Raw genomic sequence first — 14,071 nt, 5'->3', positions numbered from 1 at the left:
AAACTTCGTTGCCTTTATCTTGGCTCAAATATCCCGGGGTCCGGGGTGGAACCCCGGGGGCCGGCAACGGGGGCAGGCCCATCAGAACTCGACCCCGGGTTGGCCCTTGATCCCCGCGCGGAAGGGATGCTTGACCAGCGTCATCTCGGTCACCAGATCGGCGGCCTCGATCAGCGCCTCCTTGGCGTTGCGCCCCGTCAGGCAAACATGGGTGAGGGGGGGCTTTTCGTCCCGCAGGAAGGTCAGCACCTCCTCCAGATCGAGATAGTCGTAGCGCAAGGCGATGTTGATTTCATCCAGCAGCACAAAGCGGATCTCCGGGTCGCGGATCAGCGCCTTGGCCTTTTCCCAGCCGGCTTGGGCGGCGGCAATGTCGCGGGCCTTGTCCTGCGTTTCCCAGGTAAAACCTTCGCCCATCGCATGGAACTGGCACAGCGCGCTGAAATGCCCTTCGATCAGCCGCCGCTCGCCGGTGTCCCAGGCGCCCTTGATGAACTGGACCACCGCACAGGGCATTCCATGCGCGATGCAGCGCAGGATCATGCCAAAGCCGGAGGAGGATTTGCCCTTGCCCGCCCCGGTGTGCACGATCACCAGACCCTTTTCCCCCGCCTTTCCCGCCATGATCTTGTCACGCGCGGCCTTTTTCTTGGCCATCTTGCTGGCATGGCGGGCAAGATCGGCGCTGTCGTCCGGGGCGGTCATGTCGTTTGCGTCGGTCATCGCGGCGTATCCTTGTTCTTGACAGTGCGACCCTTGTGGCAGACTAGGGAGCGAAGGCGCTGGTGCCTGTCTTAGGGCAGGTGAAAAGGGAATGCGACAGGATTTGCGGCGCGCCACGTCGCAAGCCCAAGCGCAGCCGCCCCCGCGACCGTGACCGGAAAGGTCTGCCGCATGTCACTGGCCGCAAGGTTCGGGAAGACGGGCAGGCCGCCGGGGCAGGCCCGCGCCTGACCCGATATCCGCAAGCCGGGAGACCTGCCAGAGCCCGAACTGAAACGCGCGGACGGGGTGTGCCGTGACCTTCGGAGTTTGGGCCCGCGCGGGGCCCATGCCGCAGGCTGTCCCCGACGCTGATCCGGGAGAGGCCATGACAGCCGTTCTGCACATCTGCACCACCTGTCGCGCCGGACAACCCGTGGCCGAGGGTACGGCCTGTCCGGGCAAGGCGCTGCACGATCTTCTGGCACAGGAAGCCATGCCCGAAGGCGTGCGCCTGCGCGCGGTGGAATGCCTTTCGGCCTGCGATCATGGCTGCGCGGTCGCGCTCAGCAAGCCCGGCGCCTGGTCTTATGTCTATGGCCGGATGTCTGCCGAGGACGCGCCCGAAATTCTGCGCGGGGCGGGGCTTTATGCCGCCACGTCCGATGGTATTGTGCCGTGGCGGGACCGCCCGGTGATCTTTCGCAAGCAAAGCCTTGCCCGTATTCCCCCGATGGAGGCCTGAGCCATGACCGATCTGACAAAAATCCCCGTGACCGTGATCACCGGCTTTCTGGGGGCGGGCAAGACCACGCTGATCCGCCATCTGATGCAGAACCCGCAAGGCAAGCGTTTGGCCATTCTGGTCAATGAATTCGGCACCGTCGGCGTGGATGGCGATATCCTGAAATCCTGTGCCGATGAAAACTGCCCCGTCGAAAACATCGTCGAACTGGCGAATGGCTGCATCTGCTGCACCGTGGCCGATGATTTCATTCCCACCATCGAGGCACTGATGGCCATGCCCCAGCGCCCCGATCACATCCTGATCGAAACCTCGGGCCTTGCGCTGCCCAAGCCCTTGCTCAAGGCCTTTGACTGGCCTGCCATCCGCAGCAAGATCACCGTGGATGGCGTGATCGCGCTGGCCGATGCCGAGGCGGTGGCGGCCGGGCGCTTTGCCCCTGATGTGGCGGCGGTGGATGCACAGCGCGCGGCGGATGACAGTCTTGACCATGAAACCCCGCTGTCCGAGGTGTTCGAGGATCAGATCGCCTGTGCCGACCTGATCCTGCTGACCAAGGCCGATCTGGCCGGAGAGGCAGGGCTTGCCGCCGCCCGCGCCGTGATCGATGCCGAAACCCCGCGCCGCCTGCCGGTGATCGCGGTCACCGATGGGGTGGTGGACCCGCGTGTTCTGCTGGGCCTGAACGCCGCCGCCGAAGATGATCTTGCCGCCCGTCCCAGCCATCATGATGGCCATGACGATCACGAGCATGAAGATTTCGACAGCGTGGTGATCGACCTGCCGGAAATCGCCGATCCTGCCGATCTGACCGCCCGCATTCAGCGTCTGGCGCGCGAGCAGCACATCCTGCGCGTCAAGGGCCATGTCGCGGTGGTGGGCAAGCCGATGCGCCTTCTGGTGCAGGCGGTGGGCGAGCGGGTGCGCCAGCAATATGACCGCCCTTGGGCCGATGCGCCGCGCCAGTCCCGGCTGGTGGTGATCGCTGAACATCACCACATCGACCCGGCTGCCATCCGCGCGGTTCTGGAGGCGTAAGGCAGCCGATGCACGTCGTCTTCCGCGACAGTCAGGGGCTTGATGCGGCAGAGGCGCCGTTCGATCCGGGTCAGGACCCGGCGGATCTGGTGGTGCTGTCGTTTTCCGACAGCGACCTTGGCGCTTTCGCGGCAGGCTGGGCGCGGGCCGGGGGCAAGCTGCCTTCGGTGCGGTTGCAAAACATCGTGGCGCTCAAGCACCCGGTTTCGGTCGACACCTATGTGGAACGCACGCTTTCGGGGGCGCGCGCCATCCTGATTCGTCTGATCGGCGGGGAGGCCTATTGGCCCTATGGCATCGCCTCGATTCAGGATCTGGCGCGGCGGCGGGGCATTGCGCTGGCGGTGCTGCCCGCCGACGGGCGGCCCGATCCGGCGCTGGATGCGGCCTCGACCCTGCCGGTCTCCACCCTGCGGCGGCTGGCCGATCTATGCGATGCAGGGGGCGCGGTGGCGGCGCAGGCGGCGCTGGCGCAGCTGGCCTTGGCGGCGGGGCTTTATGCCGGGCCGGTGCCGGGGGACAAGCGGGTGCCCGATATGGGGCTTTATGACCCCGATCAGGGTGTGGTGGACACGCTGCCACCGGGCCGGGTGGTGCTGGTCAGCTTTTACCGCAGCTATCTGACCGCGGCTGACACCGCCCCGGTGGATGCGCTGATCCGCGCCTTGCGCGCAGAGGGCCTTGCGGCGATCGGTGTCTTTGCGCCCTCGCTCAAGGCCCCGGGCTTTGCCGAGTGGCTGCGCCCGGTGCTGGCGCAGGCCGATCCGCCCGCGATCCTCAATGCCACCGCCTTTTCGGCCCGCGCCGAGGATGGCAGCACCCCCTTTGATGCCGCCGAGTGCCCGGTGTTTCAGGTGGCGCTTTCCACCGCGCGCCGCCGCGACTGGGCCGGGTCCGACCGTGGCCTGTCGCCCGCCGATCTCGCGATGCATGTGGTTCTGCCGGAGGTGGACGGGCGGCTGTTTGCGGGGCTGGTCTCTTTCAAGACAGCCGGAAAACGCGACCCCGATCTGCAATTCTCGCGCTTTGCCCATCGCGCCGATGCCGCCCGGGTGGCGGCGGTGGTGGCGCGGGTGCAAGGCTGGCGGCGTCTGGCCGAGGCCCCGGCGCCCGCGCGGCAGCTTGCCGTGGTGCTCTCCACCTATCCGGGCCGCGCCTATCAGATGGCCCATGCCGTCGGGCTCGACGCGCTCGCCTCGACCGAGGCGCTGCTGGCCGATCTGGCCGCCGAAGGCTATGACGTCACCACCGCGCCGCTTGCGGCCGCGCTGCAAGCGGACACCCAAAGCTGGCCACTGGCAGACTACCGCGCCGCGCTGGGCACATTGCCCGAACCCTTGCGCACCGCCCTTCACGCCGCATGGGGCGCGCCCGAGGCGGACCCGGCCTTTCGTGACGGGGCCTTTCATTTCGCCGCCACCCGCCGCGGTGCCGCGCTGATCGCGCTGCAACCCGAACGGGGGGAGGTCGCCGCGCGCGACGACGACTATCACGATCTGGCGCGGGTGCCGCGTCATGGCTATGTCGCCTTTTACCTGTGGCTGCGCGCGCAAGGCCTGCACGCGCTGCTGCACATGGGCGCGCATGGCACGCTGGAATGGCTGCCCGGCAAATCGGTGGCACTGTCCGATGCCTGCTGGCCCGAGGCGCTGGTGGGCGCGCTGCCGGTGATCTACCCGTTCATCGTGAACGATCCGGGCGAGGCCGCGCAGGCCAAGCGGCGCATCGGCGCGGTGACGCTGGGCCATCTGCCGCCCCCCTTGCGCGCGGCCAGCGTGCCGGAAAACATGCACCGTTTGGAGCGGCTGCTGGACGAATATTCCACCGCCGACGGGCTGGACCCGGCCCGCCGCGACCGGCTGATCGCGCAAGTGCGGGCCGAGGCGCAGGCCTCGGGGGTCGAGGCCGATCTGGGCATCCCCGCCGGCGCCAGTGCCGCCGAGGCGATCACCCGGATTGACCGCTTTGTCTGCGACATCAAGGAAAGCCAATACGGCGACGGCTTGCATGTGCTGGGGCAGGGGGCCTGTGGCACGGAAGAGCGCGCGGGCCTGCGCCGTGCGCTTGCGGGGCGGCGGGTGGCGGCGGGGCCTTCGGGCTCGCCCGCGCGGGGGCGCTCGGACGTGCTGCCCACCGGGCGCAACCTGTTCGCGGTCGATCCGCGCGCGGTGCCAAGCCGCGCGGCTCAGGCGCAGGGCGTGAAGCTGGCCGAAGAACTCTTGCGCCGCCATTTGCAGGATCACGGCGATTGGCCGCGCGGGTTGGTGGTGGATCTGTGGGGCAGCGCCACCATGCGCACCGCTGGCGAGGAATTCGCCATGGCGCTGCATCTGGCGGGCCTTGCCCCGGTCTGGGACGCGAAATCGGCCCGCGTGTCCGGGGTCGAGGTCTTGCCGCTCGCCCTTCTGGGCCGCCCGCGCATTGATGTCACGCTGCGGGTCTCGGGCCTGTTCCGCGATGTGTTCCCGGGTCTGGCCACGCTGTTTGAAACCGGGGCGCAGATGCTGGCCGCGCGGGATGAATCCGCCGAGGACAACCCCTACCGCGCCGCCGCCGCCCGGGTCTATGGGCCGAAGCCGGGGCTTTACGGCCTTGGCATGGGGGTGGCGATGGATGACTTCACCGACCAGGCCCGCGCCGCCGCAGGCGAGGCTTGGATCGCGGCGTCGAGCTGGGCCATCGGGGTGGATGGCCAGTCGCGCGATGACCGCGCGGGGCTGGAAGCCCGCCTGCGCGGGGCCGACAGCTTTGTTCACGCGCAGGATCTGCCCGAAAGCGATGTTCTGCTCGCCGCCGATTACGCCGCGCATGAGGCGGGCTTTGCCGCAGCCCTAGCGCGGCTGGGCGCAGCCGCCCCGGCGCTTTATCATCTGGACGCGACCCAGCCCGACCGTCCCCGCGCCCGCAGCCTGACCGAGGAAATCGCCCGCGTGGTGCGCGCCCGTGCCAGCGATCCGGCATGGGCCGATGGCATGATGCGCCATGGCTTTCGCGGGGCCGCCGAAATCGCCGCCACCGCCGATCACATGGCCGCCTTTGCGCATCTGGCGGGGGTGGTGCCGCCGCATCTGTTTGACCTGTATCACGACGCCACCCTTGGCCGTGATGATCTGGTGGCCTTCATGGCGCGCGAAAACCCGGCGGCCCTTGCGGCGCTGCGCGATCTGTTCCGCCGTCTGGCCGAAGCCGGATTGTGGGTCACGCGCCGCAATTCCATCGCCGCCAGCCTTCAGGTGTCGGGATGAGCCGCTTTCAGGTGCAAGGCTGGTGCCCCGGTGCCTTGCGCCCGATGCTGTCAGGCGATGGGCTGGTGGTGCGCATCCGGCCCGATCTGGGCCGCCTGACGCCCGCGCAGGCGCTGGGCATCGCCAAGGCGGCGCGGGCCTTTGGCAACGGGCAGATCGATCTTTCGGCGCGCGGCAATGTGCAGCTGCGCGGCGTCTCGGACGCGACCCACCCGGCGCTGATCGACGCACTCGCCGCCCTTGGCCTGATCGACGCCGATGCCGAGGCGGAACAGCGGCGCAATCTCCTTGTCACGCCTTTTGCTGACGCCCAGACGCTTGCCCTTGCCGCGCAGGTGCAGGGCGCGCTGGCGCAGATGCCCGCGCTTCCGGGCAAGTTCGGCTTTGCCGTCGACACTGGCCCCGCGCCCGTTCTGTCTGGCATCACCGCCGATATCCGGGCCGAGCGCGCGGCGGATGGTCAGCTGATCCTGCGCTGCGAAGGCGCCCCGCTTGGCGCGCCGGTGACCGATCTGGCGGCGGGGGCGGTGGCGCTGGCCCAATGGTTCGTCGCCGCAGGCGGGGTAAGCGACGGACGGGGGCGCATGGCCGCACTGATCGCGCGCGGCGCCGTGCCCTCCGGCGCGCTGGCGGGCCGGCTTGCCCCGGCCCCCGCCGCCGCGCCGCCCGGCCCCGGTCTGCGCGCCGAAGGCGCGCTTCTGGGCTTTGCCTTTGGCCGGATGCAGGCCGAAACGCTGGCCACCCTTGCCACGCTTGGCCCCTTGCGCGTCACGCCTTGGCGGATGCTGCTGGTGCAGGGCTTGCGCCAGTTGCCGGACCTGCCTGATGTGATCCGCGCGCCCGATGATCCCATCCGCCGGGTCGAGGCCTGTTCCGGCGCGCCCGCCTGCCTGCAAGGGCTGGCCCCGGTGCGCGATCTGGCCCGCAGGCTCGCGCCGCAGGTGCCGCCGGGCAAGCGGCTGCATGTCTCGGGCTGCGCCAAGGGCTGCGCGCATCCGGGGCGGGCCGCCATCACCTTGGTGGCCACCGATGCGGGCTTTGACCTGATCCGCGACGGCACCGCCGCCGCCACCCAACCCGAACTGCGCGGCCTGTCCGCCGCTGCGATTGATCTGAAGGGGCTTTTCTGATGCCACATCACTACGAAAAGGACGGGGCGACGATCTATCTTCAGTCCTTTGCCACCATCCGGGCCGAGGCGGATCTGGCCGCCTTTACCCCCGAGGAAGAGGTGGTGGTGGTGCGCATGATCCATGCCGCCGGGATGGTGGGGCTGGAGCGTCATGTCCGGTTCACCCCCGGCATGGCGCTTGCGGCGCGCGCCGCACTCGAAGCGGGAGCCCCCATCCTGTGCGACGCGCGCATGGTCAGCGAAGGCATCACCCGCCCGCGCCTGCCCGCGAACAACGAGGTGATCTGCACCCTGCACGACCCATCGGTGCCCGCCCTTGCCGCCCGCATCGGCAACACCCGCTCGGCGGCGGCGGTGGAGCTGTGGCGGCCGCATCTGGCGGGCGCGGTGGTGGCCATCGGCAATGCGCCGACGGCGCTGTTTCACCTGCTCAACATGCTGGAAGATCCCGATTGCCCGCGCCCTGCCGCCATCATCGGCTGCCCGGTGGGCTTTATCGGGGCCGCCGAATCCAAGGCCGCGCTGATGGCGGCCGCCCCGGTGCCCGCAGTGGTGGTCGAGGGCCGTCTGGGCGGCTCGGCCATCACGGTGGCGGCGGTCAACGCGCTTGCCAGCCGCAAGGAATGAAGCCCCCCATGTCCCATGGCCGTATCATCTGCGCCGGGCTAGGCCCCGGTGACCCCGACCTGATCTCGGTCCGGTCCGATAGGGTGGTGCGCGGCGCGCGCCACATCGCCTATTTCCGCAAGGCTGGCCGCCAAGGTCAGGCGCGCCGCATCGTCGAAGGGATGCTGGCCCCCGGTGCCATCGAATATGCGATGGAATATCCTGTCACCACCGAGATGCCCTTTGACAGCCCCGACTATAACGCGGTGCTTTCCGCCTTTTACGACGACTGGACCGCGCGCCTGCACGCCTTGGTGGCGCAAGGCCATGAGGTGGTGGTGCTTTGTGAAGGTGACCCGTTCTTCTACGGATCGTTCATGCATCTTTACGTCCGCCTGCGCGATCTGGTGCCGGTCGAGGTGATCCCCGGCATCCCCGGCATGGTGGGCTGCTGGAACGCCACGGCCGAGCCGATCACCTGGGGCGATGACGTGCTGACCGTGCTGATGGGCACGCTGCCCGAAGAGGATCTGATCCGCCACATGCAGGCGTCAGATGCGCTGGCGATCATGAAGACCGGGCGCAATCTGCCGCGCGTGCGCCGCGCGCTCGCGGCGGCGGGGCGCTTGCAGGACGCTTGGCTAATCGAGCGCGGCACCATGCCCACGCAGCGCATGGCGCGGCTGGCGGATGTGGACGCCGCCGATTGCCCCTATTTCGCGATCGTGCTGGTGCATGGCCACGGCCGCCGCCCCGTCGCGGGGGGCGAGGAATGACGCAAGGTTGGGTGGTGGTGGCAGGGCTTGGCCCGGGGGACGACGCGCTGGTCACGCCCGAGGTGACAGCGGCGCTGGCGCAGGCCACCGATGTGATCGGCTATATCCCTTATGTCGCCCGCGTCGCCCCGCGCCCCGGGCTGACGCTGCACCCCACCGACAACCGGGTGGAGCTTGACCGCGCCCAGCACGCGCTCGACCTTGCCGCCACGGGCGCGCGGGTGGTGATCGTGTCTTCGGGCGATCCGGGGGTTTTCGCCATGGCCTCGGCCCTGTTCGAGGCGCTTGAGGCGCGGCCCGACCGCCATGACACCGAGATCCGCATCCTGCCCGGCATCACCGCGATGCTGGCGGCGGCGGCGCGGGCGGGGGCGCCCTTGGGCCATGATTTCTGCGCCATCAACCTGAGCGACAATCTCAAACCCTTTGCCGAGGTCGAGCGTCGCCTGCGCCACGCCGCGCGCGGTGGCTTTGCGATGGCCTTCTACAACCCAAGGTCCAAGTCCCGCCCGCATCAGTTCGGCCAAGTGCTGGAGATCCTGCGGCAGGAATGTGAACCCGCGCGGCTGATCCTGTTTGCCCGCGCCGTCAGCACGCCCGAAGAACGGCTGACCTGTGTGCCATTGTCCGAAGCGCAAGACAGCATGGCCGACATGCGCACGGTGGTGATCGTGGGGAACGAGGCGACCCGCCGGGTGGGGCGCTGGATCTACACGCCGCGCGCGGTGGCACCATGACCCAGCCACGCCATCACCGCGCCGACCGACGCCACCACATGGCGCGGCGGCAGCTCGGGCCGATCGATCAGGATGACCGGAAGCCCCAGCGCGCGCGCGGCCAGAAGCTTGGCCTCGGCCCCGCTGCCGCCTGCGTTCTTGGCGATGATATGGGTGATGGCGTGGTCGCGCAAAAGCGCGCTGTCGCCCGCCACATCAAAGGGCCCGCGCGCGATCACCACCGTGGCCTGCGCCAAGGGCAGCGGCGCGGCGGGCGGATCGACCAGCCGCAGCAGGTAATGGTGCTGCGGGGCGGCGGCGAAGGCGGCAAGGCCTTGCTTGCCGATGGCCAGAAACACCCGCGCCGGGGCTTGGGGCAGGGCGCGCAGGGCGCCCGCGTTCCCCGCCACCGTCTGCCAGCGGTCGCCCGCCTGCGCCTGCCACGGCGCGCGCTCCAGCCCGATCAGCGGGGTACCCGTCTGCGCGCAGGCGGCAATCGCGTTGCGGCTCATCTGAGCGGCAAACGGGTGAGTGGCATCAATCACATGGCTGATGCCTTCGGCCTTCAGATAGGCCACCAGCCCTGCCACCCCGCCAAAGCCCCCCACCCGCATGGGCAAGGGCTGCGCCACCGGGTGCTCGGTGCGCCCGGCATAGGAAAACACCGCCGTCACCCCCGCTTGGGCCAGTTCCCGCGCCATCAGGCTGGCTTCTGTCGTGCCGCCCAAAAGCAGGATGCGTGTCATGTCTGAACCTTGGCTCTCGATCATCGGTCTGGGCGAAGATGGACCGGCGGGCCTGTCGGATGCAAGCCGCGCCGCGGTCGCCAAGGCCGAGGTGGTGTTCGGCGCGCCCCGGCATCTGGCGCTGATGGCGCTGGGCGCGCGCGGCCAAGCGTGGCCGGTGCCGTTTGACCTTGCCCCTTTGCTTGCCTTGCGGGGGCGGCGGGTTGCCATGCTTGTCTCGGGCGATCCGTTCTGGTTTGGCGCGGGCGGCTCTGTCGCCGCGCATCTGCGCCCCGACGAATGGGTGGCGCATCCGGTGGCGGGGGTGTTCTCCCTGCTCGCCGCCCGCATGGGCTGGCGGCTGGAAGAGGTGCTCTGCCTTGGCCTGCACGCGGCCCCCTTCGCGCGTCTGCGCCCGGTGCTGGCGCGCGGGGTGCGGGTGATCTGCACACTGCGCGATGCGCAGGCGGTGGCCGAGCTCTCCCTCTGGCTTGCCGCAAACGGCTTTGCCGCCGCACAGGTGACGGTGGCCGAGGCGCTGGGCGGCCCGCGAGAGCGGCTGCGACAAGGGGCTGACTGGCCCGATATCACGGCCCCGGTGGCGGTGGCGATCGACGGCGCGGCGCTTCCCGCAACCGCTGGCCTGCCGCGCGCCAATGGCCTGCCGGATGCGCTGTTTCAGCATGACGGCCAGATCACCAAAGCCGCGATCCGCGCCATCACCCTGTCCGGCCTTGCCCCGCGCCCCGGCGAACTTCTGTGGGACATCGGCGCAGGCTCGGGCTCGGTGTCGGTGGAATGGGCGCTTGCCGGGGGGCGCGCGCTGTGTATCGAGGCGCGCGGCGACCGTGCCGCCAATATCCGGGCCAATGCCTCCAGCTTTGGCCTCGCGCATCGGATCGAGGTGCGCGAAGGCCGCGCCCCCGCCTGCCTTGGCGAACTGCCTTTGCCCGATGCGGTCTTTGTCGGCGGGGGCGGGGATGGCGCACTTTACGCGGCCCTTTGGGCGCTTTTGCCCCCCGGCACCCGCATCGTCGCCAATGGCGTCACGCTGGAAGCCGAAAGCCAGCTTGCCCAGCTGCACGCCAGCCATGGCGGCACGCTCTTGCGCCTTGATCTGGCCGAGGCCGGAACCCTTGGCCGTTTCCGCGACTGGCAGGCCGCGCGGCCCGTGGTGCAATGGCGGGGGCAAAGATGAGGGTGGCGGGTCTGGGATACCGCAGCGGCGCGGCGCTCTCTTCCCTCCGCGCGCTTCTGGCCACAGCCGAGGCGATGGGCGGCCCGGTGCAGGCCTTGGCCACCCTGCCGGAAAAGGTGGCGGGGTTGCAGGCGCTGGGCCGCGCGCACGGGGTGCCGGTGCTGGGCGTCGCGGTGGCGGGCGTGCCCACACCCACCCAATCGCCGCGCATTCAGGCGCTGCACGGCACCGGATCGGTGGCCGAGGCGGCGGCGCTGGCGGCGGCAGGGCCGGGCGCAAGGATCACAGTGGCGCGGATCACCGCGCCGGACGGCATGGCGACCTGCGCCATCGCCGAAAGCAAAGGACAAGACGCATGACGGTTCACTTCATCGGCGCAGGGCCGGGCGCACCCGATCTGATCACCTTGCGTGGCCGCGATCTGATCGCCGCCTGCCCGGTCTGCCTTTATGCGGGCAGCCTTGTGCCCGCCGCCTTGCTCGCGCATTGCCCGCTCGGCGCGCGCATCGTGAACACCGCGCCGCTTTCGCTGGACGAGATCATGGCCGAGATCAGCGCCGCCCATGCGATGGGCCAGGATGTGGCGCGGCTGCATTCGGGCGATCTGTCGGTCTGGTCCGCGATGGGCGAGCAGTTGCGGCGTCTGCGGGCGCTGAACATCCCCTTTGACGTAACGCCCGGCGTGCCCTCCTTTGCGGCGGCGGCGGCGGTGCTGCAATCGGAACTCACCCTGCCGGGGCTGGCGCAATCGGTCGTGCTCACCCGCACCTCGGGCCGCGCCTCGGCCATGCCCGAAGGCGAGACGCTGGAAAACTTTGCCCGCACCGGGGCCACGCTGGCCATCCACCTCTCGGTGCATGTGCTGGCCGATGTGGTGGCGCGGCTGTTGCCGTTCTACGGCGCCGATTGCCCGGTCGCCGTGGTGTTCCGGGCAAGCTGGCCCGATCAACAGGTGGTGCGCGCCACGCTTTCCACCCTCGACCCCGCCATCGGTGTCGGCGAGCGCACGGCGCTGATCCTTGTCGGCCAAGCCCTTGGCGCGACCGCGTTCGACGAAAGCCGCCTTTACGCCGGGGATTACGACCGCCGCTATCGCCCCGTCGGCACCGACCCGAGGTTTCCCGAATGATGCCCCCGGGCCTTCTGATTTCGGCCGCCGCCTCGGGCAGTGGCAAGACGACGCTGACGCTGGGCCTGATCGCCGCCTTCCGGGCGCAAGGCGTGGTGGTCCAGCCGTTCAAATGCGGCCCCGATTACATCGACCCCGCCTTTCACGGGGCCGCCGCCGGGCGGGCGTCGTTCAACCTTGACAGCTGGGCAATGGGGGCCGACCAGATCGCGGCGCTGGCGCAAGGCGCGCAAGGGGCCGATCTGGTGATCGGCGAAGGCGCCATGGGTCTGTTCGATGGAGTGGCACGGCCCGGGGAAACCGGCACCGGCGCCAGTGCCGACATCGCGGCGCTGACAGGCTGGCCGGTGGTCGCGGTGATCGATTGCAGCGGGCAGGCCCAAACGGCGGCGGCGGTGGCCTTGGGCCTTGCGCGCTACCGCGCCGATGTCACGCTGGCCGGGGTGATCCTGAACAAGATCGCCTCTCCCCGGCACGAGGCGCTGGTGCGCGCGGGCTTTGCCAATGCGGGCATCCCGGTGCTGGGGGCCTTGCCGCGCCAGAGCAGCATTTCCTTGCCCGAACGGCATCTGGGCTTGGTGCAGGCCGAAGAACTGCCGCGCCTGACCGAGATGCTGGGCGAGTTGGCCCGCTTTGTCGCCGCGCATTGCGACCTCGCCGCGATCCGCGCCTTGGCAAGCGGCGGCCTGCCCGCCGCGAGCCGCACCCGCGTCCCGCCGCCCGGCGCGCGGATCGCGCTGGCGCGGGATGCCGCGTTTTCCTTCATCTACCCGCATCTCCTTGCCGATTGGCGCGCGGCAGGGGCCACCATCCTGCCCTTCTCGCCCTTGCAGGACGAAGCCCCGGACCCGACCGCCGATGTCTGCTGGCTGCCCGGCGGCTACCCCGAACTGCACGCAGGCGCGCTTGCCGCCGCCCAAAGCTTCCGCGCGGGCCTTGCCACTTTCGCCCGCAGCCGCCCCGTGCATGGCGAATGCGGTGGCTACATGGCGCTGGGGGCAGGGTTGGTGGCGGCGGATGGCACCCGGCATCAGATGGCGGGCCTGCTGGGGCTGGAAACCAGCTTTGCCAAGCGCCGCATGCATCTGGGCTATCGCCTCGCGCGGCCATATCTACCACTGCCCGGTCTGCCCTTGGGCACCGCCTTGCGCGGGCATGAGTTTCACTATGCCACCATCCTGTCACAGCCCGACCCGGCGCTGGCCCGGGTGGAGGACGCCACCGGGGCCGAGGTTGCAGAGACCGGGTCTTGCCGCGCCACCGAAGGCGCGCGCGTCAGCGGCACCTTCTTTCACCTGATCGCCCCCGCAACCCAAAGGGTCAGCGCATGACCGGCTTTGTCTCTTTCGTCTCCTCTGGCCCGGGCGACCCCGACCTGCTCACGCTCAAGGCCGCCCGGCGGCTGGCCGAGGCGGATGTGGTGCTGTTCGACGATCTGTCGGCAGGCCCGATCCTTGGCCAGTGCAAACCCGGCGCCGATCTCATCGCGGTGGGCAAGCGGGCAGGGCGCCCGTCGCCCAAGCAAGACCATGTCAGCCGACTCGTGGTGGATCACGCCCAGACCGGCCTGCGGGTGGTGCGGCTGAAATCCGGCGATGCCGGCATTTTCGGGCGGCTGGAAGAAGAGATCCTTGCCGTGCAAGAGGCAGGCATCGGCTTTGAGATCATCCCCGGCGTCTCTTCGGCCTGCGCGGCGGCGGCGGCGGCGGGCATCCCGCTGACCCGGCGCCTGACCGCGCGGCGGGTGCAGTTCATCACCGGGGCCGATATCACCGGTGACCTGCCTGCCGATCTGAACTGGGCGGCACTCGCCGACCCGCTGGCCACCACGGTGGTTTTCATGGGCAAGCGCACCTTTGCGCGGCTGGCGGCGGGGCTGATGCAACACGGCCTGCCCGCCGACATGCCGGTGCTGCTGGCCGAGTCGGTGGGCCACCCCGAACAGCGCCTGCACCGCAGCACGCTGGCCGATCTGGCCGCCACGCTGGCGGACACCACCGGCAAGAACCCCGCGCTGATCCTGATCGGGCCTTTGGCACCCGGCGTGCTCTGAAATCCC

The 14,071-nt window shown here is 69.8% G+C and carries 14 protein-coding genes and 1 riboswitch; of the genes, 12 read left to right on the top strand and 2 right to left on the bottom strand.

The features are described from left to right. Window positions 1-81: 81 nt before the first annotated feature. Window positions 82-723, bottom strand: coding sequence for a cob(I)yrinic acid a,c-diamide adenosyltransferase (cobO, locus tag CUR21_RS01295; protein ID WP_198431578.1), 642 nt, complete (start codon window positions 721-723; stop codon window positions 82-84). Window positions 724-766: 43 nt separating this feature from the next. Then, a riboswitch (cobalamin riboswitch) is annotated at window positions 767-1,001 on the top strand. An 89-nt stretch (window positions 1,002-1,090) separates the two neighbouring features. Here cobO and CUR21_RS01290 point away from each other — a divergent pair. Genes CUR21_RS01290 through cobJ form a run of 7 tightly spaced genes read left to right on the top strand, consistent with a single transcriptional unit; the run spans window position 1,091 to window position 8,981 of the window. After that, window positions 1,091-1,447, top strand: coding sequence for a DUF1636 domain-containing protein (locus CUR21_RS01290; RefSeq protein WP_100195194.1), 357 nt, complete (start codon window positions 1,091-1,093; stop codon window positions 1,445-1,447). Between the two features lie 3 nt (window positions 1,448-1,450). Next, complete coding sequence (gene cobW / locus CUR21_RS01285; RefSeq protein ID WP_100195193.1) at window positions 1,451-2,485, top strand: cobalamin biosynthesis protein CobW; 1,035 nt, start codon at window positions 1,451-1,453, stop codon at window positions 2,483-2,485. Window positions 2,486-2,493: 8 nt separating this feature from the next. Continuing rightward, the gene (gene cobN / locus CUR21_RS01280) at window positions 2,494-5,730 is read left to right on the top strand and encodes a cobaltochelatase subunit CobN (protein WP_100195192.1); all 3,237 of its coding nucleotides are present in this window, start codon (window positions 2,494-2,496) and stop codon (window positions 5,728-5,730) included. Further along, entirely contained in the window at window positions 5,727-6,860 is a 1,134-nt protein-coding gene (locus CUR21_RS01275; protein WP_100195191.1) for a precorrin-3B synthase, read from the top strand. The genes cobN and CUR21_RS01275 overlap by 4 nt, the downstream gene beginning before the upstream one ends. Continuing rightward, window positions 6,860-7,489 carry a precorrin-8X methylmutase gene (locus CUR21_RS01270; RefSeq protein ID WP_100195190.1) on the top strand — a complete coding sequence of 210 codons (630 nt, stop codon included), beginning with the start codon at window positions 6,860-6,862 and terminating at the stop codon, window positions 7,487-7,489. Before CUR21_RS01275 ends, CUR21_RS01270 begins: the two co-directional genes overlap by 1 nt. An 8-nt stretch (window positions 7,490-7,497) precedes the next feature. Then, a complete protein-coding gene (locus tag CUR21_RS01265; RefSeq protein WP_100195189.1) occupies window positions 7,498-8,244 on the top strand; it encodes a precorrin-2 C(20)-methyltransferase in 747 nt (248 codons plus the stop codon). Then, window positions 8,241-8,981, top strand: a complete 741-nt coding sequence (gene cobJ / locus CUR21_RS01260) for a precorrin-3B C(17)-methyltransferase (RefSeq protein ID WP_100195188.1) — start codon at window positions 8,241-8,243, stop codon at window positions 8,979-8,981. Before CUR21_RS01265 ends, cobJ begins: the two co-directional genes overlap by 4 nt. On the opposite strand, the gene CUR21_RS01255 is transcribed toward cobJ, so the two are convergent. Then, window positions 8,954-9,706 carry a cobalt-precorrin-6A reductase gene (locus CUR21_RS01255; protein WP_100195187.1) on the bottom strand — a complete coding sequence of 251 codons (753 nt, stop codon included), beginning with the start codon at window positions 9,704-9,706 and terminating at the stop codon, window positions 8,954-8,956. The two genes, cobJ and CUR21_RS01255, sit on opposite strands and share 28 nt — an antisense overlap. Between CUR21_RS01255 and cbiE the strand changes: the two genes are divergently transcribed. The 5 genes from cbiE to cobA are packed head-to-tail and all read left to right on the top strand — an operon-like array spanning window position 9,705 to window position 14,065. Further along, window positions 9,705-10,883 carry a precorrin-6y C5,15-methyltransferase (decarboxylating) subunit CbiE gene (gene cbiE / locus CUR21_RS01250; RefSeq protein WP_100195186.1) on the top strand — a complete coding sequence of 393 codons (1,179 nt, stop codon included), beginning with the start codon at window positions 9,705-9,707 and terminating at the stop codon, window positions 10,881-10,883. The two genes, CUR21_RS01255 and cbiE, sit on opposite strands and share 2 nt — an antisense overlap. Next, on the top strand, window positions 10,880-11,242 hold the full coding sequence (locus CUR21_RS01245; RefSeq protein ID WP_100195185.1) for a cobalamin biosynthesis protein: 363 nt from the start codon (window positions 10,880-10,882) through the stop codon (window positions 11,240-11,242). Before cbiE ends, CUR21_RS01245 begins: the two co-directional genes overlap by 4 nt. Beyond that, a complete protein-coding gene (gene cobM, locus CUR21_RS01240; RefSeq protein ID WP_100195184.1) occupies window positions 11,239-12,012 on the top strand; it encodes a precorrin-4 C(11)-methyltransferase in 774 nt (257 codons plus the stop codon). The genes CUR21_RS01245 and cobM overlap by 4 nt, the downstream gene beginning before the upstream one ends. Next, on the top strand, window positions 12,009-13,343 hold the full coding sequence (locus CUR21_RS01235; RefSeq protein WP_100195183.1) for a cobyrinate a,c-diamide synthase: 1,335 nt from the start codon (window positions 12,009-12,011) through the stop codon (window positions 13,341-13,343). The genes cobM and CUR21_RS01235 overlap by 4 nt, the downstream gene beginning before the upstream one ends. Beyond that, window positions 13,340-14,065, top strand: a complete 726-nt coding sequence (gene cobA / locus CUR21_RS01230; RefSeq protein WP_100195182.1) for a uroporphyrinogen-III C-methyltransferase — start codon at window positions 13,340-13,342, stop codon at window positions 14,063-14,065. Before CUR21_RS01235 ends, cobA begins: the two co-directional genes overlap by 4 nt. The last annotated feature ends 6 nt before the right edge of the window (window positions 14,066-14,071 follow it).

This window comes from Pseudorhodobacter sp. MZDSW-24AT, from assembly GCF_002794355.1.
Classification (GTDB): domain Bacteria; phylum Pseudomonadota; class Alphaproteobacteria; order Rhodobacterales; family Rhodobacteraceae; genus Pseudotabrizicola.
Note: the sequence above shows the minus strand (reverse complement) of the source record. Positions and strands in the feature narration are given on the sequence as shown.